This is a genomic window from Pseudoalteromonas byunsanensis, assembly GCF_001854475.1.
Taxonomy (GTDB): domain Bacteria; phylum Pseudomonadota; class Gammaproteobacteria; order Enterobacterales; family Alteromonadaceae; genus Pseudoalteromonas; species Pseudoalteromonas byunsanensis.
Window position 1 is genome coordinate 283,526 of record NZ_MNAN01000037.1, and the last position, 21,892, is coordinate 305,417.

Genomic DNA, 21,892 nt, shown 5'->3' on the forward strand with positions numbered 1-21,892 from the left:
GCCTGATACGAAACAAATTTGCACCCGGCCAACTAATTACTAATATTGAACGTTGTTTTTGTCCAAAATAGACTGGCTAACATGCTTCTTAAGCAAAGCGTAAGGTTTATAGGTCACATCCACGCCACTGAAATCTACTTCTAGGTAATTCTCTATTACTTCTTTTTTAGTGAAGCCATGAAAGAACCCCAATTGCTGTTCAACAAAGTGCTCAGTAGTAAAAAACAACTTAACCAAAAACGCCTGATGCTGCTCAACGTTCTCATTGTAACGCTGCAATATCCCCATGTCTGACAAAGAGTTCTTGCTTCTTTCATTGGCTAATCTTGCTACCCCTTTTTGATTCAACTGTTTACACAATACATCAAATCTATAATTGTGAGCTTTAACATACTTTGGGTTGCAAGCTGCTTTTATTACATCCTGTATTGCTGCTTTTGGCTCACATATAAAAGTGGCGTAGTCTTCAAGACCTTCCTTGTAAGGTCGAAGGTGGGGTTTATACATATAATCAGTTTCTCTTTTTAAAGAGCTGTTACACCTTTCACAGCTTGGGATCAAATTAGCTGCCGTCATTGCAAAGAATGGGTACTTACTCTTGCTGTAATAGTGATCAAGCGGCGCTCGACAGACAACGCTAACTTTGCCTTCTATTTCTGCTTGTTCCTCATAGACCGTACTACTATCTGCGCTGTTACAGGTAGGGCATACTTTGACTTCAAGCTTTTTTGAAAACGAATAGCCATTCCACTGCTCTTTGTCGAATTTCTTTCCTATCACTTTAGAAAAGTAACCATAACCAAAAAACGTTGCCGCTCTGCGTCGAACCATTTGCGAGATGTCTTCTACATTTTGTGCTATGCCGTTCTGATAAAAGTCTCTGGGCAGGTTGGTGACAAAATGTTGGAAAAAGGGTTGCGTTTCGTAGGGCTTTCGCAGTTCTTGTGACAAACACAAAACAAAATACAACTTATGCTTTTCAAACAGGGCTGATGTAAAAAATGTAGATAACTGTTCGGCTGAGCAACCTATTAACTCTCGACACGTAGCTTTTGCAACACAAATATCACGATAGAATCTCGCCTCCATACGAGAAAGCTCTTTAAGCTCTGGGCTGTTTTTCAAAATAGAGTGAAATCTCTTCCTGACGCTATCTACGTGCCATTCGATGACCTGTGGTGTTAGTACATGACTGATATTGATCATGAGGCGTCTCGTTTGTTCATCATATCGCTGATAACTTTTTCTAACATCGGGTTATTAATTTCATTGACAATATAGCTGTCTTGGCGCGATACGTGCTTCAACCTACCTTCGTTCATGCTTTCGCAAAGATCCGTTATTCGTCTATAGGCGAATTCGCTAAGAATGTTATCAACCGCAAAACCGTCTGCAAACAAGTCATATAAATTGGCACCAAAGTATCCCCGCTGTTCATCAGAGTCCATCATATTCAGGGAGTGACTCGGAATATCTGACAGAATTAGTGGTGAGTGAGAGGTGATCACCACATTGACATGGCTGAATTCACAGAAGAGGGCATCCATATACTTTATCAGATTAGCAACATATGACCTTTGCAGCTCTGGGTGCAGACAAATCTCTCCTTCATCTATAATGACGGTGATATTGTCTTTTATCGGGGTATTACACGCAGCCTCATGAAGTCTCGATAACATCGTCAATAACGAGTACTCGCCGGAACTGATACTTTTCCAACTAAAATGAATAGGCGGGAACAGGCTTTTTGCATCGCTCTGAAATTCATTAAGCAGCTTGAAAGACTCAAACGACTTAATATCAAGCGTTATCACGCCATCTTTCAATTCTCCTTCTTCAAAGTTGCTCAATAAATCACTCACTGCAAGCCTGACTTCTACACCGTTCTTTTTGTGTTGGGTACAAACAAAAATGTTGGAGTCTGAGGCATACTTTACGTTTTCTTTGAGCAAGAAAAGCAGTCGGTCATGTATCCAAGTTATGCTGTTAAATACCTCATCTCTTGCGAGCTGCTTTTGCCTCTCAAAAAGCGTATGACAAAAATGTTCTGCATATAGACAATGATACTTATCCTTTTTCCGCTCTAGAATTTGCAAAATGGCATCGACATAGTTTGATTTAAAGCTCAGATAGAAATACTTATCGACTGGATGTCTACCTTCTCTTAAACAAGCACCTACTACCTCCTTAAACTCCTTCATATTGGAAAAAAGTTCACTCTCTTCGTTCAGGTAGTCGCTTAGTAGGTATTCTAATTCTGAATTCGTATCGGGCAGACCATTCTTATTAATGAATTTTATACAGCTAGCAAGATTTACCTTGATCCCTTCTTTGAGCAACCTTTTTAATTTGAGCCGTTTTCGATAAACATCTAATGTAACCTGCATAGGAGCACTAGATTGTTTCAGCTGTATTGGGACTGTGCATTCATTGGGCTGCGCTAGCTTGAACTTGGTAATTAGCTCAAAAATCGCTTTGATATCCTGTCGCTTTCCAACAGTATGATAAAGACGATGATTTAAGCTCGAATTGGATATATCTAAATAGGAAAATTCAGATGTGGAATTGATTTCAAGACCTAATGAGAGAGGCTCTGTGAGAGGGGAATAATAAATAAGCCCTCGCATTTGTTGAGAAATGGTTGACCATTCAACTTTTTCAACTGGCACACTGTGGTAGTTAAACGCTATATTTTGTGTCGATGTAGTGCTGTAGCACAGTTTACCTGCGATGGTAAAAAGCGCCGTGATCCCCTCTGGTAGTTCAGTGCTATCTGCCTGATATACCAGCTTGAGTAACTCTGTTGCTTTGGTTTTCCCTGAACCATTGCGTCCAAAAAAAGCCGTTAATTTAAGCTCTTTTTGAGAGTAAAAATCCGCTGGCATATTACTTTTAGTCACTTCAAAACAGTTTATGCTCTGCGTTATTTCATAACAACCACCTACTTTTATCCCTCTATTTTTTAAAGGTCCGTAGTCTTCCACATACAAATACTCCAGCTGCACTAGATGTACTCCATTAAACTCTGCTACGTTGCTAATGTAATTTAATCACTCTACAAGCACAATTGTCATTTTGAGTAAATTACCATTAAAAACAGACCTGTATATGAGTTTTCAATGTACTCTTAGATAGCTATGCGCACTTGTAATGCCAACTGGTGTAACAAAGGAATTAAAACATCATGCGATGAACACTGATTGCTCTTTGCTTACCCTGTAGCTCAATCTCGGTATCTTCCACATAGCTTAAGCCCAGCTTTCCAATGACAGCTCGGGAACGATGATTTTCCACAAAGTGAGTCGCGGCAAGTCCCTTGAGATTGTGATGCTCTTTGTAATAGTTGACCATCCCATTTACCGCCTCTGGTGTGATTCCTTGCCCCCAATAGTCGCACCCCAACCAGTATCCCAAGGTACCCACATTATCGGTTATCTCTACAAAACCCAAGGCACCAATCACGGCGTCATCACTTTTTAGAGTAATAGCATATACAACACTACGGCCACTTTCATACTCAGACTCGTGGCTGCAAATCCAATCCACCGCCATGTCTTCTGAGTATGGATAAGGGATATTTTTAGTCATATCACTGACTCGCTTATCCCCTGCAAGCCTTGCTACAGTCGCAGCATCATTGCGGTTAAAAGGCCGCAGTAATAGACGTTTTGTAGTGATGGTCGGTTGCACCTGGTTTCCTTACTCTAATGACTGGGTTATTAACAGCTGAGGGCGTCTTTTCTCATATAAATCACCCCTTGCAATGATGCTGCACCATCAAAAAACTCCGTTTGCTTAAATCCAAAGCGTTCATAAGCTTTGATCGCAGACACGTTATCACGATATACAAACAGCGAGCATTGCTGCACTTGAAGTGACTGTAAACCCCGTTTACACAACTCGCTCAGCAACCTATTTACAATCCCTGCGCCTCGTTGCGTAGGGTTGACAGCTAGGCGTGCAAGATGACAACAGCCAGAGCGCAAATAGTATTGACCAAAAGCCACTAACTCACCGCTGGCCGACTGTAACGCTAAACTCTTGGACTCATAAAGCCCCAAATCAGCTTTAAAAGATATCAAATCAAACGGGTAACGAAAATTTGGCCCAGCCCACATCTGTAACTCCTGAGAGTTATTGAACCAAGTCATTAGTTGTAAAATATGCGGATCTGTTGGCTCAATGGCTTGCATATGGTAATTAAAATCCATTGCTGATGCCCCTAAAATATCAAACTAGCCTGCAATTGCAAACAAGACGCTAGTCACTAATGCCAAAGCAAACCCCAAGCGTAACTTCCTCGCCTGTTTAGGTCTTGCAAACAAAGGTCTGAGTTTCGCACCAGCTACCATCCATAGCGTATCAACTGTCACGGCCACCAAAAAACAAATGCTCGCCGTAAGCAGTAAGTCGATTAATGGGCTGTGGATTTGCAGCATGTTATTAGCAAAAATTGCTAGAAATGCGGCGTAAGCTTTAGGATTAATCAGATTTAAAATAAAACCATCTTTGAATGCTGGCGGTTGACCAGTTTGAGACGCTATTCCGCCCTCAGCCATGGCTATTCGATATGCCACAAAGCACAAATAACCTGCGGCGGCAAACTGACAAACCATTCTAATCGTTGGGTAAGCGGTGAATAAGGTGCCAAGTCCGGCCGCCACTAGGATGATCACTACTAACAGGCCACCTAAGATCCCGGCTAGAAACCCACTTCCCTGACGAAATCCAAAGCTCGCGCCTACTCCTGCCAAAGCCAGCGGTGCAGGGCCAGGCGAGCCTAGCAATAACGCCGTTGTTAGCGCTAAAGATAAAACCAATTCCATTGTGTTCTTTCTCTATTAAATTAATGCGATAAAAAAGGCCCAGTGTGGGCCTTGGTAACATTACCAACAAAATGTGTTCTGTGCGCTTCTATGCTTGAGGCACTCTTACATGTCCTTCCATCAGTACTCGCGCACTGCGGCTCATTACCGCTTTTTCAGCTTGCCATTGTCCATCAATATACTGAGCTGCGGCGCCTACACGTAAGGTGCCCGAAGGATGTCCAAAAGTGACGCTCTCACGCGCTCCACCGCCTGCGGCTAAATTCACCAATGTTCCAGGGATGGCAGCCGCAGTCGCGATTGCAACAGCAGCGGTTCCCATCATGGCATGGTGTAATTTACCCATCGATAAAGCACGCACACAGATATCAATATCTTGTGCGTTGATCTGTTTACCACTAGATGCCAAGTAACTTTGTGCTTTGCTTACAAATGCTATTTTGGGTGTATGTTGGCGCGTTACAGCTTCTTCCAAAGAGCTTATTAAGCCCATTTTTAAAGCACCATAAGCACGAATTGTTTCAAATCGCGCCAATGCAGTATCGTCACCGTTAATCGCTTCTTGTAATTCTGTGCCTGTGTAACCGAGTTCATCGGCATTAAAAAACAATGTCGGTATACCTGCATTAATCATGGTTACCGCAAACTTACCAATTTGAGGCACTTCCAACATATCGACCAAGTTGCCTGACGGGAACATGGCACCCTCACCATCTGCTGGGTCCATAAACTCCACCACAACTTCTGCCGCAGGGAAAGTGACGCCATCAAGTTCAAAATCACCTGTTTCCTGAACTTCTCCATCAGTAATAGGCACGTGGGCAATAATAGTTTTCTTGATGTTAGCTTGCCAGATACGCACTACAGCGATGCCATTTTGAGGAATGCGCTCGGCGTCTACTAAACCATTACTGATAGCGAACGACCCCACTGCGGCTGTTAAATTACCGCAATTTCCGCTCCAATCGATGAATGGTTTATCAATAGCAACCTGACCAAATAAGTAATCCACATCATGATCAGCTTGTGTGCTTTTTGACAAAATAACCGTTTTGCTGGTACTTGATGTGGCTCCCCCCATACCATCGGTATGCTTACCGTATGGATCTGGGCTACCAATCACGCGCAGCAACAAAGCATCGCGTTCAGGGCCCGCTTCTTGCGCTTGTGGAGGTAAATCAGTGAGGTTAAAGAACACCCCTTTACTGGTGCCACCACGCATGTAGGTTGCAGGCACTTTAATTTGTGGCTTAAAAGACATTGCTTGTTCCTGTAAAAAGCATCATCCAAGGCCCTAATAAATAGGGCCAAATGTTATTGAAAGTTATGTATTGGCTTCTAAAAAGTCTTTAGCAAAACGCTGTAATACGCCCCCTGCCGAGTAAATCGATACTTCTTCGCCAGTATCCAATCGGCACGTCATTGGCACTTCAACACGCTCTCCATTGCTACGGTTAATAACCAGTGTCAACGTTGCACCAGGACTTGGCTCACCTTCTACGTCGAAAGTTTCAGTACCATCTATAGCCAACGTCTTGCGAGTCGTGCCCGCTTTAAATTCAAGCGGTAATACACCCATACCAATCAAGTTGGTACGGTGAATACGCTCAAACCCCTCAGCAGCGATAACTTCAACGCCGGCTAAACGAACGCCTTTAGCTGCCCAGTCTCGCGAAGACCCTTGTCCATAATCAGCACCAGCGACAATGATCAGAGGCTGCTTACGCTTCATGTAGGTTTCAATGGCCTCCCACATACGAATTTCTTGACCTTCAGGTTCAAGACGCGCCAATGACCCTTGTTTCACCTCTCCATGTTCATCACGTACCATTTCATTGAACAGTTTTGGGTTAGCGAACGTTGCACGCTGAGCCGTTAAGTGATCGCCTCGGTGTGTTGCATAGGAATTAAAGTCTTCTTCTGGCAAGCCCATTTTCGCTAAGTACTCACCTGCGGCGCTGCTGGCCATAATAGCATTTGATGGAGACAGATGATCCGTTGTGATGTTGTCACCTAGTACTGCCAGCGGTCTCATCCCTTTCATGGTACGTTCCGCCGCCAGTGCGCCTTCCCAGTATGGTGGACGGCGAATATAGGTACTCATTTCACGCCAATCATACAGCGGGTTATTGTGCTCGCCGTAATCAACCGTTAAGTCAAACATCGGTTCGTAGACTTGGCGGAACTGCTCTGGCTTCACGCTTTTAGCGATTACTGCATCAATTTCTTCGTCACTCGGCCATAGGTCTTTCAAAGTAATAGGATTACCTTGGGTATCATGGCCTAATATATCCTTTTCAATATCAAAACGGATAGTCCCAGCAATGGCATACGCCACAACCAATGGAGGGGATGCTAAAAACGCCTGTTTTGCATAAGGGTGAATACGGCCATCAAAGTTACGGTTGCCTGATAGTACCGCAGTGGCATATAGGTCACGGTCAATCAATTCTTGCTGAATTTTCGGGTCAAGGGCACCACTCATACCATTACACGTCGTACACGCAAACGCTACAATCCCAAAGCCCAATTGCTCTAACTCAGGCAGTAGGTTGGCTTCTTCAAGATACATTTTTACCGCTTTTGAGCCTGGAGCCAATGAAGTTTTCACCCAAGGTTTACGCACTAAACCTTTCGCGTTTGCATTACGCGCTAGCAAGCCTGCCGCAATTACATTGCGCGGGTTACTGGTGTTAGTACAGCTGGTGATGGCAGCGATGATCACCGCACCATCTGGCATTTTACCTTCTTCGTTTTCAACAACGCCCGAAATGCCTGCTTTAGCTAAGTCCGCTGTTGCGACACGTTTGTGTGGATTTGAAGGACCCGCGATATTACGACCAACCGAAGATAAATCAAATTTAAGAACACGCTCGTACTGTGCACTTTCAAGGCTATCAGCCCAAAGGCCCGTATGCTTTGCATAGCTTTCTACTAAACGGACTTGCTCATCATCACGGCCTGTCAGTTTAAGATAATCAATGGTTTGTTGATCGATATAGAACATGGCGGCCGTTGCCCCATATTCTGGTGTCATATTTGAGATGGTCGCTCTGTCACCCAAAGTTAAACTCGCAGCACCCTCACCATAGAATTCAAGGTATGCGCCAACCACTTTTTCAGCACGCAAAAACTCTGTAATAGCAAGGACAATATCGGTTGCGGTAATGCCTGGCTGAGCTTTACCCGTCAACTCTACGCCGACAATATCTGGCAAGCGCATGTATGAAGCACGACCCAACATCACGCTCTCTGCTTCAAGGCCACCCACACCCACGGCAATAACGCCCAAAGCATCTACATGTGGTGTATGACTGTCCGTACCCACTAAGGTATCAGGAAACGCTACACCGTCTCTGGCATGAATAACTGGTGACATTTTCTCAAGATTAATTTGATGCATGATGCCATTACCCGGTTGGATAACGTCAACATTTTTAAATGCTGTTTTCGTCCAGTTGATAAAATGGAATCTATCTTCGTTACGTCTGTCTTCGATAGCACGGTTTTTTTCAAAAGCATCTTTTTCAAAGCCCGCGTGCTCGACAGCCAATGAGTGGTCAACAATCAATTGAGTTGGCACAACTGGGTTCACTTTGGAGGGATCACCTCCTTTAGCCGCAATGGCATCACGTAAACCTGCAAGGTCGACCAAGGCTGTTTGACCAAGAATGTCATGACATACAACACGTGCCGGAAACCAAGGAAAATCTAAATCACGACGACGCTCAATGATCTGAGTCAGACAGTCATCCAGCTTTTCTGGTTCACAACGACGTACTAGGTTTTCAGCAAGCACACGCGATGTATAAGGCAAGGTGTCATAGGCACCTGGTTTAAGAGAATCGACTGCTTCACGTGTGTCATAAAAGCTCAGTTGCGAGTTAGGCAACAGCTTACGGTATTTGGTATTCATAACTACACCCATTGGAATTTGATGACGGACAAAATAGCTAGCGGCTAACACCTGTTAGCCGCATAAGCAATTGATTAACGCCCTGAAATTGGCGGTACAGGACGCAATTCTTCGCCTGTATATTCAGCTGATGGACGGATGATGCGGTTGTCCGCACGCTGTTCCATCACATGTGCAGCCCAACCTGTTAAGCGTGACATTACAAAGATAGGGGTAAATAGTTTCGTTGGAATTCCCATAAAGTTGTATGCTGATGCATGGAAGAAGTCTGCGTTACAGAACAATTTTTTCTCACGCCACATAACTTCTTCACAACGTACTGATACCGGGTAAAGCACCGTATCACCAACGTCTTTGGCAAGCTTTTCTGACCACAGCTTGATGATTTCGTTACGCGGGTCACATTCTGAGTAAATCGCGTGGCCAAAGCCCATGATTTTCTCTTTACGCTCTAGCATACCCATCATTTCTTGTTCAGCGTGCTCAGCCGATGTGAAGCCTTGGATCATATCCATTGCAGCCTCATTTGCGCCACCGTGCAGTGGGCCACGTAATGAGCCAATCGCACCGGTAACACATGAATGCATATCTGAAAGCGTTGAGGCACATACACGAGCCGTGAAAGTCGATGCGTTAAACTCATGCTCAGCATAAAGGATCAGAGAAACATGCATCACACGTTCGTGCAAATCGTTTGGTTTTTTACCATGTAACATGTGTAGGAAGTGAGCACCGATAGAGTCATCATCGGTTTCCACATTAATACGTACACCATCGTGACTAAAACGATACCAGTAACAAATAATGCTTGGGAAACACGCCAGCATGCGGTCAGTAACTTTGCCTTGTAAGTCAAAGCTCGTTTCACCTTCTAAGTTACCTAGCATTGAGCAACCTGTACGTAACACATCCATTGGGTGAGCATCAGCTGGGATACGCTCTAACACTTCTTTTAGCGCCTGTGGTAAACCACGCATTGAACGTAACTCGCCTTTATAGCTGTCTAGTTCAGCCTGAGTAGGTAAGTGGCCTTTTAGGATAAGATACGCTACTTCTTCAAAATCACAGTGCTCAGCCAACTCTTTAACATCATAACCACGATAAGTTAGACCTGAACCTGATTTCCCAACTGTTGATAGTGCTGTTTTCCCTGCTACCTGGCCACGAAGGCCAGCACCGCTTAGTACTTTTGCCATTTTGTTGTCTCCTGAATTTTTACCTGCTGAATATTATTCTTAGCTGATGGGCCAAGGTGATAATAACGCACTGACCCACCAAAATTTTTTCTCTAATTACTTGTTTTTACCTTCGGCAAACAATGAATCAAGCTTCTGCTCGTAATCGTGATAACCAAGGTAATCATATAAATCCATACGCGTTTGCATGGTGTCGATGACCGCTTTTTGATCGCCGTCCGACAAAATTGTTTGGTACACCAACTCGGCTGCTTTGTTCATCGCTCGAAACGCACTTAATGGGTAAAGCACCATATCAACGCCCCATTGAGCCAGTTGATCTTTGTTCCACAGCTCAGTTTTGCCAAATTCGGTGATGTTCGCCAAAATTGGTACATCTAACGCTTCACTGAACGCTCGGTAATGCTCTTCGGTTTGCACAGCCTCAGCGAAAATGCCATCCGCGCCCGCTGCCACATAGGCTTTCGCGCGCTCAATAGCCGCCTCTAGCCCTTCCTGTGCGAAAGCATCTGTACGCGCCATAATGAAAAAGTCAGAGTCAGTGCGAGCATCTACTGCAGCTTTAATGCGGTCTACCATTTCTTGTGTAGATACGATCTCTTTATTTGGACGGTGACCACAACGCTTCTGAGCCACCTGATCTTCCATATGTACAGCAGCAGCGCCTGCTTTTTCCATATCTCGGATGGTTTTAGCAATGTTAAATGCACCACCCCAACCCGTATCAATGTCTACCATAAGAGGCAAATCACAAGCCGATGTAATACGCTGTACATCTGCAATAACATCATTTAGTGAGGTCATACCTAAATCTGGTAAACCGTAAGAAGCGTTGGCCACGCCACCACCAGAGAGATAAATAGCTTGATGGCCTATCTTTTTAGCCATGATGGCTGAGTAGGCATTGATAGTACCTACAATTTGCAATGGTTGATTCGCGACTAATGCCTCACGAAACTTTTTACCTGCGCTTTTATATCCTGTCATGATGCTCTCTCTTTATAAGCTGTTTTGAAGCTTAGCTTCGATATTATTTTTTGAGTATGTGATATGTCGACGCATCAGCATTTCCGCTAATTCAGGGTCACGATTGCTGATGGCTTGTACGATATGCTTGTGTTCGTCAAAAGCACTGGTGACTCTTGGACCGGCCATACCGAGTTGCACGCGATACATACGCACTAAGTGGTATAAGCCATTCACCAGCATAGAAATCAGATGACTATTTTTGCTGCCTAAAATGATACGGTAGTGAAAATCCAGATCGCCCGCTTCTTGATAGTAAAGCTCAGCGCTTTTGACTTCATGAGATTGACTATTCAGTAAGGCGTTGAGGTCGGTTATTTCCTGAGCACTCATATGCTGAGCCGCTAAACGTGCAGCCATGCCTTCAAGTGACTCTCTTACTTGATAGAGCTCAATCAACCCCTCAGGGCTAAGCGATACAACCCGCGCGCCTACATTGGCTCTACGTTCAACGATATTGCACGCTTCTAAACGGTTAATCGCTTCACGAACAACCGCACGACTCACCTGATACTTTGTCGACAATTCGGTTTCACTCAGTTTTGAGCCTGACGGGATCACCCCTTCAACAATCTCCTTTCTAAGGCGAAAGAAGGCTTTATCTGAGGATGTTACGGCTTGTTCTTGAAAAAACTCCATCTTAGCCCGCATACACTGAGTGATTAAAAGTTGTAGACAATATAGTGCTGCTTTACGTTAACGTCAACCTGGCAACAGGAAGATTGTCGACAATTTAAGTTATAGCCTATATAAATATGATGAATAATAGTAGCCATGACGAGTTTAAGCCTCAGACTCTATTGATACTTGCGGTGTAACTATCATGTCGCCAAGAAATTGCTATAAATACAACTACCCCAAACACACATAAACACCACCATTGATACCAAAACTCCCGCAGACCCTAAGTCCTTCGCCAAACCAGATAACGGGTGTATCTCAAAACTGACACGGTCGATTGTGGCTTCAATGGCGGTATTGATGATCTCAGCAAACATCACAAATAGCGTGGCGCACAACATAGCAACCTTTTCATACAGGCTAATTTCAATACTAAAAATAACCATCAGCGTTATAGCGAGTAGTACAACTTCTTGGCGAAATGCCGATTCATTACGCGCCAACCATTTCAGTCCACGTATTGAGTGTTTGAATGCAAAGTAGATACGTTTAAGTCCACGCGGTTTTCGGCTAGTGTCAAATTCCATCAAGATTTCCATCCTATACTGAGTGCTCACTTCAAATAACCTACCCACTAAATGTTGCAAAATTACAGACGCTAAAGCCATTAATTTGGTGAACAAGATGGTATTTCATCTCATTATTGAGCTAAGCAATATGCAAACGAATAATAAAAGAAGAGTAAAAAGGTCGTGGCGCGTAGCAAGTTTATTTCGCTTCATCACTTCGAAGACAGGCCAAACCACAACCGAAGCGTTGAAAGAAGAATCACCTTAAAAGCGCAAAGAATAATACCTTATCAAGTAGTTAAATGATCGAAATGACGCTGCTTTTAAACTTATTTGCTACACTTATCACATACACATCAATTGGGTACCGCCGTGGTTGCAAATAAATACCTTCACTGTTTGCTGTTTGCTTGCCTGCTTCCCTGTGGCTTGTGCTTAAGTAGTCATAGCACGGCTTCTGCCCTACCAAATTTAACCATCGTCACTGAACTGTCACCACCTAATCAGACTTATGATAATGGCGTTGTTGGGGGCACCAGTACCGAATTGGTCAAACAAATAGTGGAGCAAGCTCACCTAAATGCAAATTACTACCTTTACCCATGGGCTAGAGCATTTAAAGTCGCCAGTGAGCGTAAAAACACCTTAATATACAGCATGGCCAAAACCACACTGAGAGAGCAAAGCTTTCATTGGATTGGAGCTGTGGCTAAGTTTGAACTGGGGTTTGTCACCAATAATTATCGTCAAGACGTTAAGGTAGAGTCATTAGAAGATGCTAAAAAGTACAGACTTGCGGTTCAACGTGGAGATATTGCCGCAGAACAACTAGAACAATATGGGTTTGAGTATGTACTCACCGCCGATATCGAACGCTCTTATCAACTGCTGGTGACAAATAAAGTGGATTTAGTGTTAGACGATCCTCGCTATATTCAACCTATGGCGGAAGCTCTCAACCTGCCAAAAGACCACTTTCGTTTTTTATTCAGTGTACCCAACCTCTCGGTAAAAGGGTATTTGGCCGCCAATATTAATACCCCCGATGAAGTTATTAATAAGCTGCGCTTAGCATTTGAGGATGTAAAAAGAACCGAGTCATATAAACTGGTGCTTTCTGGTTATCATTAAAAGTTACGACGCCTAATTTTAAACACAAAAAAAGCAAGCCTTAACTTGCTTTTTTTCACAGCACGAATGCTTAGATAACAGTGATGTTCTCTGCTTGAGGGCCTTTTTGACCTGTAGCAAGAGTAAACTCAACACGTTGGCCTTCAGCAAGAGTGCGGAAACCGTCACCTTTGATTGCGCTGAAATGAGCAAAAACGTCTGGGCCATTCTCTTGTGCAATGAAACCAAAACCTTTTGACTCGTTGAACCACTTAACTGTGCCTGTTACTGTATTAGACATATCTAGATATCCTGATTTAAAAATTTAACTATGCCCATCTGGGCGCATAGAGCAAAAATTAGACGGTACTTAAAAACTTCAGGACGGTACTACAAGTATGACTTATACAACAACGTAATGGAGATTTATAAACACTGACATATTTTTTGTCTAAGTTCAGTCTATCTAGATAAAGCTCCAAGTCAATCAATTTTGCGACCAATGAAATGAAATTTCTATGACATTTTGTTAACACAAAAAGTTGACCTCACACTTGGTAAGAAAAAAGAGCTAAAAAACCCAAAAAGACAGATAAAAAAGAATTAACCCACCAAGCTATGGAAGCAAAATACCAAGCGCATTAATCCAGTCATTCGAAAAAACAGACTAAACATTTACAACGGAATACATGAAAAACTAATCCAAGTTACCCCAGCTCACGTATTGAATGATGCCCGCTGGTTTTTCACCACGCTTGCACTAACTTTAATTAAGTCCGTAATAATCATAATTGGGGTTCAAAGCTCATGGAAAACAAAACATCAAGCATAGAAGAAACTGCATTTTTTAGTCAGCTTATGCACAGCTGCTCTGTACTTCAGCTACTTAGACAAGTACTGATGCACTCTCATCATGCGATTGTCGTAACTACAGCGGACCACACGCAGGGGTATCCAATCGTCTATGCCAATAAGGTATTTTGCGAACATACAGGCTATGAATTAGCGGAGCTTGTCGGTCAATCCCCCCGTATCCTCCAAGGCCCAGGCAGTAACCACAAAGTGATAGCTAAAATTACACCAGCGCTTAAAAAAAGTGGTTATTTTTACGGCTCGTCAATCAACTACCGAAAAGACGGTTCGCCATACCCTGTTGAATGGAATATTACTGAGATTAAAAATGAAGAAGGCGAAGTCACTCACTACATATCAATGCAAAAAGATTTAACCAACCTTAAACGCATCGCGGAACAAATCAAGGATACCAATGAATTATTCAAGCGCTTTTATGCTATCCAAGCGAAGGAAAATGAGAACAAAATAGAGCTTAACAAACAGGTCGTTGAAACAATCAAAACAAATGAAAAAATATATAGTGGCAACTTGCGTTCAAGCGATAACGTTGAGCTATTTGAAGATGCATTTTTCGATTTTTCCCCTGGAGAAATGGGTGCTCTAGGCAATAAAATGCAAAAGACCCCTATTAGTGCAGCTGAATTTTGGCAAGAAAGCCCTATCGCTCAAGACGACCTTATTTCCCTAACCGAATCTATTCGCGAGTTAGACGCCGAAATAGGTCTAGCTGAAGCACTCAACAATCGAACTAATTACCACACAATTGCTAATTATATGAAAGAGGTCGCCAATTGCTTATATTTTTGCGTTGAATTCAATGATGGAGCACTCATCATAGATGAAGTTGCTAACGCACTGTCACAGTTAGAAAGCACTGAAAGCGTGCCGACTGAAATGCTATCAATGTTTAACAGAGATGTATCTGATTGGATTGATAGTGTCTTTGTTCTTAAAAATGCCGAGAATATCTTCTCTGGTGAAAATAATACTGTAGCGGCAGGTAATCAGCTGCTGGCGTTACTTAAGTAATCATTACTCATAACTGCTTGGCAATAGCAAGTGGTTATGAAATCACTTTGAGAGAGCCAATAAAGGCGAATATGCTCCAAACCTATAAGCTGGCACCTTAAATTGCAGTAGGTTGGATCAGTGGCGAAGCCACGCCATCCGACATAAAGCTGTAAGCGTTTGCAGTGTGCCAATTGCAGATGTCCCAATAAAGCTAATCAATGGCACACATGGCGTAAAACGTCGGATGGCGCTTCGCTTATACCGACCTACCGCGTGCTTGGCAATAGCAAGTGTTATGCAATCTCTTTGAGGAAGCCAATAAAGGCGACTATGCTCCAAACTTATAAGCTGGCACCTTAAATTGCAGTAGGTTGGATAAGTGGCGAAGCCACGCCATCCGACATAAGGCTGTAAGCGTTTGCAGTGTGCCATCAGCGTAACTCGTTTCTGCCCCATTATGAGTTAACGTGAATGCTCTAATGACGGCTATGAGCGAGGATCGGACATTGGTAGCGAGCAAAGTTATGCAACTTTTATACAAAATGCCTAATTTTGTCCTATAACATTATTACTCGCCGTTTTAGGGGAAAGTGACATACTGGAATTTGCAGCTGTGTTATATGCTTGTTTACAGTGGCAATTATTGGTGGAATTATGAAGGTATGTAATATGAGCCGCTTTGGTGTGTTATAAACTGCCAAAGAGGGACAGAATAAGCTGTTATGAATCAAAGGATGAAGATGACGAAATTTAATTTTTCTCCTACAGAAGAGAACGAATTTTTTAAAATAGTAGAATTTCGCGAAAGGGTCTCAGACCACTTGGTATCGCAGTTACGTGAAATGCTTGAAGAGGGGCGCGTTCACACTGAGGCCGTAGTCGACGAAATCCGTTACTTAGAGGGTCTTAGAGATCGAACGAGAACTAAGAAGGCTAAAAAGTTCAGTGGGGGTAAGCTGAAAGGTTTCTGGCACTCACACTTTTTCAATGGCGATGTGTCTGAGCAAGCGAAAAATTATATGAAGCTCCTTGATAAGGAAGGAGCTTTTGAAAAGATCTATAGAGATATTCTCGCTAAGACTAATGACCCTATGGAATTATCTCGCCTGCTAGCAGAGCGTATAGTTGCGCAGCAGTATCAAGATATAAACAGTGCTAAATCATGGACAGGAAATTGGATTATTTATGCCAAACATAATGATAAAAACTACTATCTAATGGTGGCAAGTCATTCCAGTCCGGGCGACGACACTGACCCACTTTATTCCGAGATGAAAAGCAAATGTGAATCGCAGTTTCCTTTTCTATTTAGCAATGAAAATTCATAACAAAGCCGTCAAATTCGTTCCGGCCACAAAAAGCGTGGCCTCCACCGGACTGCCTACGCGTTGCTTCGGCAGCCGTTTACGGCGGCATTAGGCACCAATCAAAGGTTCAATCATGGAAGAAGAAAATAAAAAACTGGATAAAAATAGAACAGAAGAATTCATTTCTTACGATTTGGCTCTTCTCAAAGAAAAAGGAAAATGGACTAAGTACTGTAGAGTAGTTGCCAACGCAATGTCAGCTATCCCATGGGTCGGTCAAGTTTTATCAAGTGGCGCAGCAATTCATGGAGAACAAGAGCAAGGAAAAGTTAATGAACTCCATGAAGAATGGTTGAAAGTTCACAAAGACAAAGTAGAGCTTCTAATGGTCGCATTAGATGATATGGCAAGTCGACTTGAATCTGTTCATGACGAGTATGAAGCTCGAATTCAATCTGATGAATATATGGGGCTTGTTCGTCGAGCTTTTAAATCTTGGGATGCATCTGAAACTCAAGAAAAGCAGCAATACGTTATTAATTTAATTTCAAACGCTGCAGCGTCACATTTATGCCCTGACGATCAAATCAGGTTATTCAATGATTGGCTAGACAAATATCACGAAATACACTTCAAGGTTATTCGAGCGATTTATCAAAATAATGGAATTACACGTTTAGGTATTTGGCAATCAGTTAGTGACATAATGCCTAGAGAAGATAGTGCAGAAGCAGATTTATTTAAGTTACTAATTAGGGACTTAAGTACAGGTGGGGTTATACGGCAATATCGGCCAACAACCTATGATGGCCAATTTATGCGTCAGACAACTAGAGGGAAAACTAAAAAGCCAGCTAGCTCAACGATGGAGTCAGCATTTGAAAACACTAAACCTTATCAACTTACCGAACTCGGTTCGCAGTTTGTTCATTATACAATGAATCAAGTAGTTAAAAGGATCGGTAGCGCCTAACAAGGCCATCAAGCCAAAGGAAAAAGAGAATTCAAAGGACAGCCACTTAGAATTCAAAGGACAGCCACTTAGATGTACTAGCTCAGACTTGATCTGACAGTTACCCGTTTTTCAATCGGTGACTGTCAGTTTAGATTTGAGCTAAATTCTTCTCAGCCCAAATCGATTTTCCATCAAGCAATGTTTCAAATGGCGTTCTGCCACAAAAATCAATGGGGTCAAAAATCAATGGGGTCAGAGTTGTTGATTTTAGGAGCTTCGGTATTACTTTGCTCACACCCTATTAGGGCGTTCACCGTCTACTTCTGGCATAAAACCGCCGTTCGTCTCTAACTCACCTTTGTCCAAAAACGAGCTGAAGTTAGCGCCGCTCCCCGCTCAAAACTGCCTCTCAGATGAAGTCAGACCCTCTTCGTTTAAACTCTAGAGCCAACTCTGAGTTATTACATTTAATGGTGTTAGCATCGGGCGATTTTATCGTGTTTTAATTTGCACTAACTCGTCCTTAATTCCAGCAAAATTTCTTTCGCTTTTTCAAATTCAAAGTCATTAATGGTATTGCGAACTAGCTCTAGCTTCTCTTTAGAAACAATGTCTTGCTCAGACAACCTATCGACTAGCTCAATCGCCTGTACGTCGTTGCTTTCTACTAACTCTAGCAGCTTTGCAAACAGCTTATCTGACTTCGCCTTTGGCATAGCCGTGTTATCTGCTGTATCTACTTGCTGCTTTTCAGCCTGTCTATTTTCTAATTGCTCGTGCACAACACGTAGGTAATCTATCACTTTATGCAACTGCTCAATATCAACTTTGCCAGATGATTTGATTTGCTGTTCAAACGAAGTACCTTGCTCCACAAGATAGTTTGCCGACAGATTAGCCGCAGAGCCTTTTAATGAATGTGCTATACGAGAAGCGTGCTCAGAATCACCAATGATCAGCGCTTGCTCCAAGTTGATCAGCTCCTCAATTTGCTTGTGAATAAATTTACCAAGAATGTTCCAGTATGCTTTTTCATTGCCACCGATCCGTTCAAGCCCTTCATTGATGTCGATACCATCGAGCTCGAAAGTCTTTTCAGCACAAACTTTATCATCCTCTCCTTGAGCAGGCTCAACAGCCGCTGACTCGGTTGTCTTACCTGCATTAATTTGTGCATCAATTGTCGACACCATCTTATTGAAATTAATCGGCTTACTAATATGTGCATTCATACCCGCTGACAAACAACGCTCGACATCTTCACGCATCGCATTGGCGGTCATTGCTATGATGGGTAAATCGGAAAACTGGGGCAGTGCTCTTATCTTCTTGGTCGCCGTTAAACCATCCATCACAGGCATTTGCATGTCCATAAACACCAACTCAAATTGCTCGCCTCGCTCTAGTAGTTCAAGCGCTTCTTTGCCATGGTTAGCGATTGTCACGTGCAAGTCTAAAGACTCTAACATTTCAGTTGCAACTTCCTGATTAGTGACATTGTCTTCAACTAGCAATACTTTTACCCCTGCAAATGAAACGTTGTAGTCTATTTGCTGTTTAGGCGCTGGGGTCTCACGTCCCTTTATGTCGAAGCAATCTATCACGCAGTCGAATACAATTGACGCATTAATGGGCTTACTGATAATGCCATCTAGTTTTGCTATCAACTCTTCGTTCATATCTAATTCACGGCTGTGGGCCGTCACTAGAATGATTTTTGGCTTAGGTTCCATTTCAAGGGCATAAATACGAGACGCTAACTCACAACCATCCATTTCTGGCATACTCCAATCAGTAAACACCAACTGATAGGGCCTTCTTGCAAGCTCATCAAGTGCTTCTTGTGCACTAGCAACCGCATAGGTGGCAAACCCTAACCCCTTAATCAAATTCGACATGATTTCTCTGGCTGCGTCATTGTCATCCACTATCAGCACCGAAGTATTTCTGATGATAGACTCCGGACATAGCCACTGTTTTCTTGGCTGAGCCTGCAAGCCCACTTTAACGGTAAAATAAAACTCAGAACCAACACCTGGCTCGCTGCTAACCCCTATCTGCCCTCCCATCAGCTCAACCAAGCGTTTCGATATACTCAAGCCCAATCCCGTTCCGCCATACTTACGAGTGATAGAGCTATCAGCCTGAGAAAAGGCTTTGAACAGTTTATCTTGCTGCTCTTTCGTCAGCCCTATACCTGAGTCCTTGACTGAAAACCTTAGTAACGCCGCATCCGAAGCTTGCTCAACAACCGTTGCGGTAATGATCACTTCACCGTGTTCAGTGAACTTAATGGCATTACCACACAAATTAACCAATACCTGCCCTAAACGCAGCGAGTCGCCAATTAAATTGGTAGGGATGCGAGAAGGAATGTCTAATAATAACTCTATGCCTTTATCTTCCGCTTTCACCGAGTTGACCACCGAAACGTTGGTCATGACTTCTTCCAAGTCAAACTCCTCGCTCACTATGGTCATTTTGCCTGATTCAATTTTTGAAAAGTCTAATACGTCATTTATGATCCCCAATAGATTATTAGCTGCCATATCGATTTTTTTTATGTAGTTCATTTGCTGCTTAGATAATTTGGTATTTAGCACTAGATGACTCATACCTATAATGGCATTCATTGGGGTGCGTATCTCATGACTCATATTCGCCAAAAATTCTCCTTTGGCTTTGCTGGTACTATCTGCTTTGGCTTTTGCTTCGCGCAGTTGTGCTTCCATTTCTTTGCTTTTCGTTACATCAAGCAATAAACCAACAATCCCCGCTACATGATTATCCGCATCACTAAAGGTGGCTTCATATACCACCATCTCCCGTAAATTACCGTGCACATCCTTAAGACGCATTTCATAGTTGTGGCTGCCAGGTTTAGCCAGCAACTTTCTCTCCGACTCATTAAAGCGACTGGCGATGTCAAAACTAAAAATATTATCGGGTCTAGAACCTATGACATCCGCTTCAAAAGTGCCGATAATTTCATGGAATTGGGAGTTTACTCCCATATATATACCTTCTCGATTGCGGTAGTACATGGGGTTGGGGATCGCATCAATGATTTTACGGTTTAATTCGAGTTGCTCCACCAGCATACGTTCCGTCTTTCTTTGTAGTTCCTGATTCCTCGCTAAGTGCAGCCCCACAGATAAATCTCTGATGATGAAATTCAACCAATAAAACTCTTTTTCGCCAATGTTATAAAAACTGCCCAGCTCCAGCAGACCGATACAGTTGTCAGAAACACTCAGAGGAAAATAATGTAGCTCTTTGAGAAAGACTTGGTGGCCGTGATGATCGATTGCATATTGCTGTGCAAGATCTATGGAATATTTTTTATTCATTTTTACAGCATGAAAGTATACCGAGTCCGAATCATGATAGGTGCTTTGCGCACCATCCTCGTACCCTATTCCCGATACCCTAATCAGTTCATCCTCATGGCTGACGTACAAACCAACCAAAGGAATTGATAGCCTGTGACAGATAAATTCTATGATCTCATCGCCCAGTTCTTGCGCACTATTTTTGCCACGCAACGCCAAGTTGAGTTCCTTTAAAATTTCACTGTACTTTAATTGCTCATTAATGTTTCCCAATAAGCTATTCATTGCCTGAGCAAATATGGCCAGCTCACCTTTGTAAGTTTTTTCGAGGCGAAACTCAAAATTATCACTATCAACCTGTGCGACCAAGGCTTTTTGCATCCTTGAAATTGGCCATATGTAATAGCGCCACAAAAAATAAAAAGACAAAGCAATGATGACCAATAATACACCTATGATGATATTGTGTATTTGCTCAGCCACTTTGAACTGCCTTTGATTACTGTTAGCTTGCTCTTCAAAGCGTGTAAACATGCGATGCTCAATTTCGCTTAGCGTGTACATTGCTTCATTTTTTGTTTCCAAATACGCTTCATCAAACAAAAAATTGCGTTTATCTGCCAATATCAACTGTGCATTCTGTTGCTTGGAGCCTTCAGCACTAGATAATCGACGCGTGTTGTTGATTGCGTTACGTTCAATTTCAATCAACTCTTTAACCATGTCTAACGCTCGTTGGATCTGACTTAGTTCATAACTTGTGATTTCAAGCAATTGAAAGCGCTCTAAAAAAGAAGCACCCGAACCACTGCTTTCCACATCTGGAATCCTCGTATGATCTAGGGCTAGATTGTCCCAATAGTTTAGGCTCTGAGCGTCAATTTTGGGCGCCCGGCCCTCACTCACAGCGATTGCATAGTTGAACAATGCCAGCCAGCGCGGTTGTTCGGTAATAATATACGCACGCGCAAATAAACTGCGATGGTCGGATACCTGCTTGAACTCCTCGCTGAGCTGATTGAGGGTGACCAATTGCTGACGAGCTTCTTTTTCGGCTGCCTGAGTCGTATCGATATACTTTGAAACAAACATCAAAGCGATACTTGTGATAAACATAAACCCAAATAAAACAACAAAAAGTAATCTAAGCTGAAACATATTTCGACCC

At 42.9% G+C, this 21,892-nt stretch carries 17 protein-coding genes; 4 read left to right on the forward strand and 13 right to left on the reverse strand.

The features are described 5' to 3' along the window. Positions 1 to 39 precede the first annotated feature (39 nt). The 11 genes from BIW53_RS19670 to BIW53_RS19720 form a co-directional block, all read right to left on the reverse strand. Positions 40 to 1,206, reverse strand: coding sequence for a hypothetical protein (locus tag BIW53_RS19670; RefSeq protein ID WP_070993718.1), 1,167 nt, complete (start codon positions 1,204 to 1,206; stop codon positions 40 to 42). Next, a complete protein-coding gene (locus BIW53_RS19675) occupies positions 1,203 to 3,005 on the reverse strand; it encodes an AAA family ATPase (protein WP_070993719.1) in 1,803 nt (600 codons plus the stop codon). Before BIW53_RS19675 ends, BIW53_RS19670 begins: the two co-directional genes overlap by 4 nt. Before the next feature lie 169 nt (positions 3,006 to 3,174). Beyond that, complete coding sequence (locus tag BIW53_RS19680) at positions 3,175 to 3,690, reverse strand: GNAT family N-acetyltransferase (protein WP_070993720.1); 516 nt, start codon at positions 3,688 to 3,690, stop codon at positions 3,175 to 3,177. A 29-nt stretch (positions 3,691 to 3,719) separates the two neighbouring features. After that, positions 3,720 to 4,211: a GNAT family N-acetyltransferase gene (locus tag BIW53_RS19685; protein WP_245699491.1), complete on the reverse strand. Its 492-nt coding sequence runs from the start codon at positions 4,209 to 4,211 to the stop codon at positions 3,720 to 3,722. 24 nt (positions 4,212 to 4,235) lie between these two features. After that, positions 4,236 to 4,826, reverse strand: a complete 591-nt coding sequence (locus tag BIW53_RS19690; protein WP_070993721.1) for a LysE family translocator — start codon at positions 4,824 to 4,826, stop codon at positions 4,236 to 4,238. Positions 4,827 to 4,914: 88 nt separating this feature from the next. Then, entirely contained in the window at positions 4,915 to 6,087 is a 1,173-nt protein-coding gene (gene prpF / locus BIW53_RS19695; protein ID WP_070993722.1) for a 2-methylaconitate cis-trans isomerase PrpF, read from the reverse strand. Between the two features lie 63 nt (positions 6,088 to 6,150). Then, positions 6,151 to 8,742 (reverse strand): Fe/S-dependent 2-methylisocitrate dehydratase AcnD, encoded by a 2,592-nt coding sequence (gene acnD / locus BIW53_RS19700; RefSeq protein ID WP_070993723.1) that lies wholly within the window; start codon positions 8,740 to 8,742, stop codon positions 6,151 to 6,153. A 74-nt stretch (positions 8,743 to 8,816) separates the two neighbouring features. Then, the gene (gene prpC, locus BIW53_RS19705) at positions 8,817 to 9,938 is read right to left on the reverse strand and encodes a bifunctional 2-methylcitrate synthase/citrate synthase (protein WP_070993724.1); all 1,122 of its coding nucleotides are present in this window, start codon (positions 9,936 to 9,938) and stop codon (positions 8,817 to 8,819) included. Positions 9,939 to 10,034: 96 nt separating this feature from the next. Beyond that, a complete protein-coding gene (gene prpB / locus BIW53_RS19710) occupies positions 10,035 to 10,925 on the reverse strand; it encodes a methylisocitrate lyase (RefSeq protein ID WP_070993725.1) in 891 nt (296 codons plus the stop codon). A gap of 12 nt (positions 10,926 to 10,937) precedes the next feature. After that, on the reverse strand, positions 10,938 to 11,603 hold the full coding sequence (locus tag BIW53_RS19715; protein ID WP_070993726.1) for a GntR family transcriptional regulator: 666 nt from the start codon (positions 11,601 to 11,603) through the stop codon (positions 10,938 to 10,940). 182 nt (positions 11,604 to 11,785) lie between these two features. Next, entirely contained in the window at positions 11,786 to 12,172 is a 387-nt protein-coding gene (locus BIW53_RS19720; protein ID WP_070993878.1) for a diacylglycerol kinase, read from the reverse strand. Between the two features lie 354 nt (positions 12,173 to 12,526). Between BIW53_RS19720 and BIW53_RS19725 the strand changes: the two genes are divergently transcribed. After that, positions 12,527 to 13,285 (forward strand): substrate-binding periplasmic protein, encoded by a 759-nt coding sequence (locus BIW53_RS19725; RefSeq protein WP_245699492.1) that lies wholly within the window; start codon positions 12,527 to 12,529, stop codon positions 13,283 to 13,285. Between the two features lie 70 nt (positions 13,286 to 13,355). Here the strand turns inward: BIW53_RS19725 and BIW53_RS19730 are convergent, their stop codons facing one another. Then, complete coding sequence (locus tag BIW53_RS19730) at positions 13,356 to 13,565, reverse strand: cold-shock protein (protein ID WP_070986022.1); 210 nt, start codon at positions 13,563 to 13,565, stop codon at positions 13,356 to 13,358. Positions 13,566 to 14,071: 506 nt separating this feature from the next. Between BIW53_RS19730 and BIW53_RS19735 the strand changes: the two genes are divergently transcribed. The 3 genes from BIW53_RS19735 to BIW53_RS19745 all read left to right on the forward strand — a co-directional run bounded on the left by BIW53_RS19735 (position 14,072) and on the right by BIW53_RS19745 (position 17,410). Beyond that, positions 14,072 to 15,148, forward strand: a complete 1,077-nt coding sequence (locus tag BIW53_RS19735) for a PAS domain-containing protein (RefSeq protein WP_070993727.1) — start codon at positions 14,072 to 14,074, stop codon at positions 15,146 to 15,148. A gap of 722 nt (positions 15,149 to 15,870) precedes the next feature. Then, complete coding sequence (locus BIW53_RS19740) at positions 15,871 to 16,458, forward strand: hypothetical protein (protein WP_139158897.1); 588 nt, start codon at positions 15,871 to 15,873, stop codon at positions 16,456 to 16,458. Between the two features lie 112 nt (positions 16,459 to 16,570). After that, entirely contained in the window at positions 16,571 to 17,410 is an 840-nt protein-coding gene (locus BIW53_RS19745) for a hypothetical protein (protein WP_070993729.1), read from the forward strand. Between the two features lie 494 nt (positions 17,411 to 17,904). Here the strand turns inward: BIW53_RS19745 and BIW53_RS19750 are convergent, their stop codons facing one another. Continuing rightward, entirely contained in the window at positions 17,905 to 21,882 is a 3,978-nt protein-coding gene (locus BIW53_RS19750) for a response regulator (protein ID WP_070993730.1), read from the reverse strand. Positions 21,883 to 21,892 lie beyond the last annotated feature (10 nt).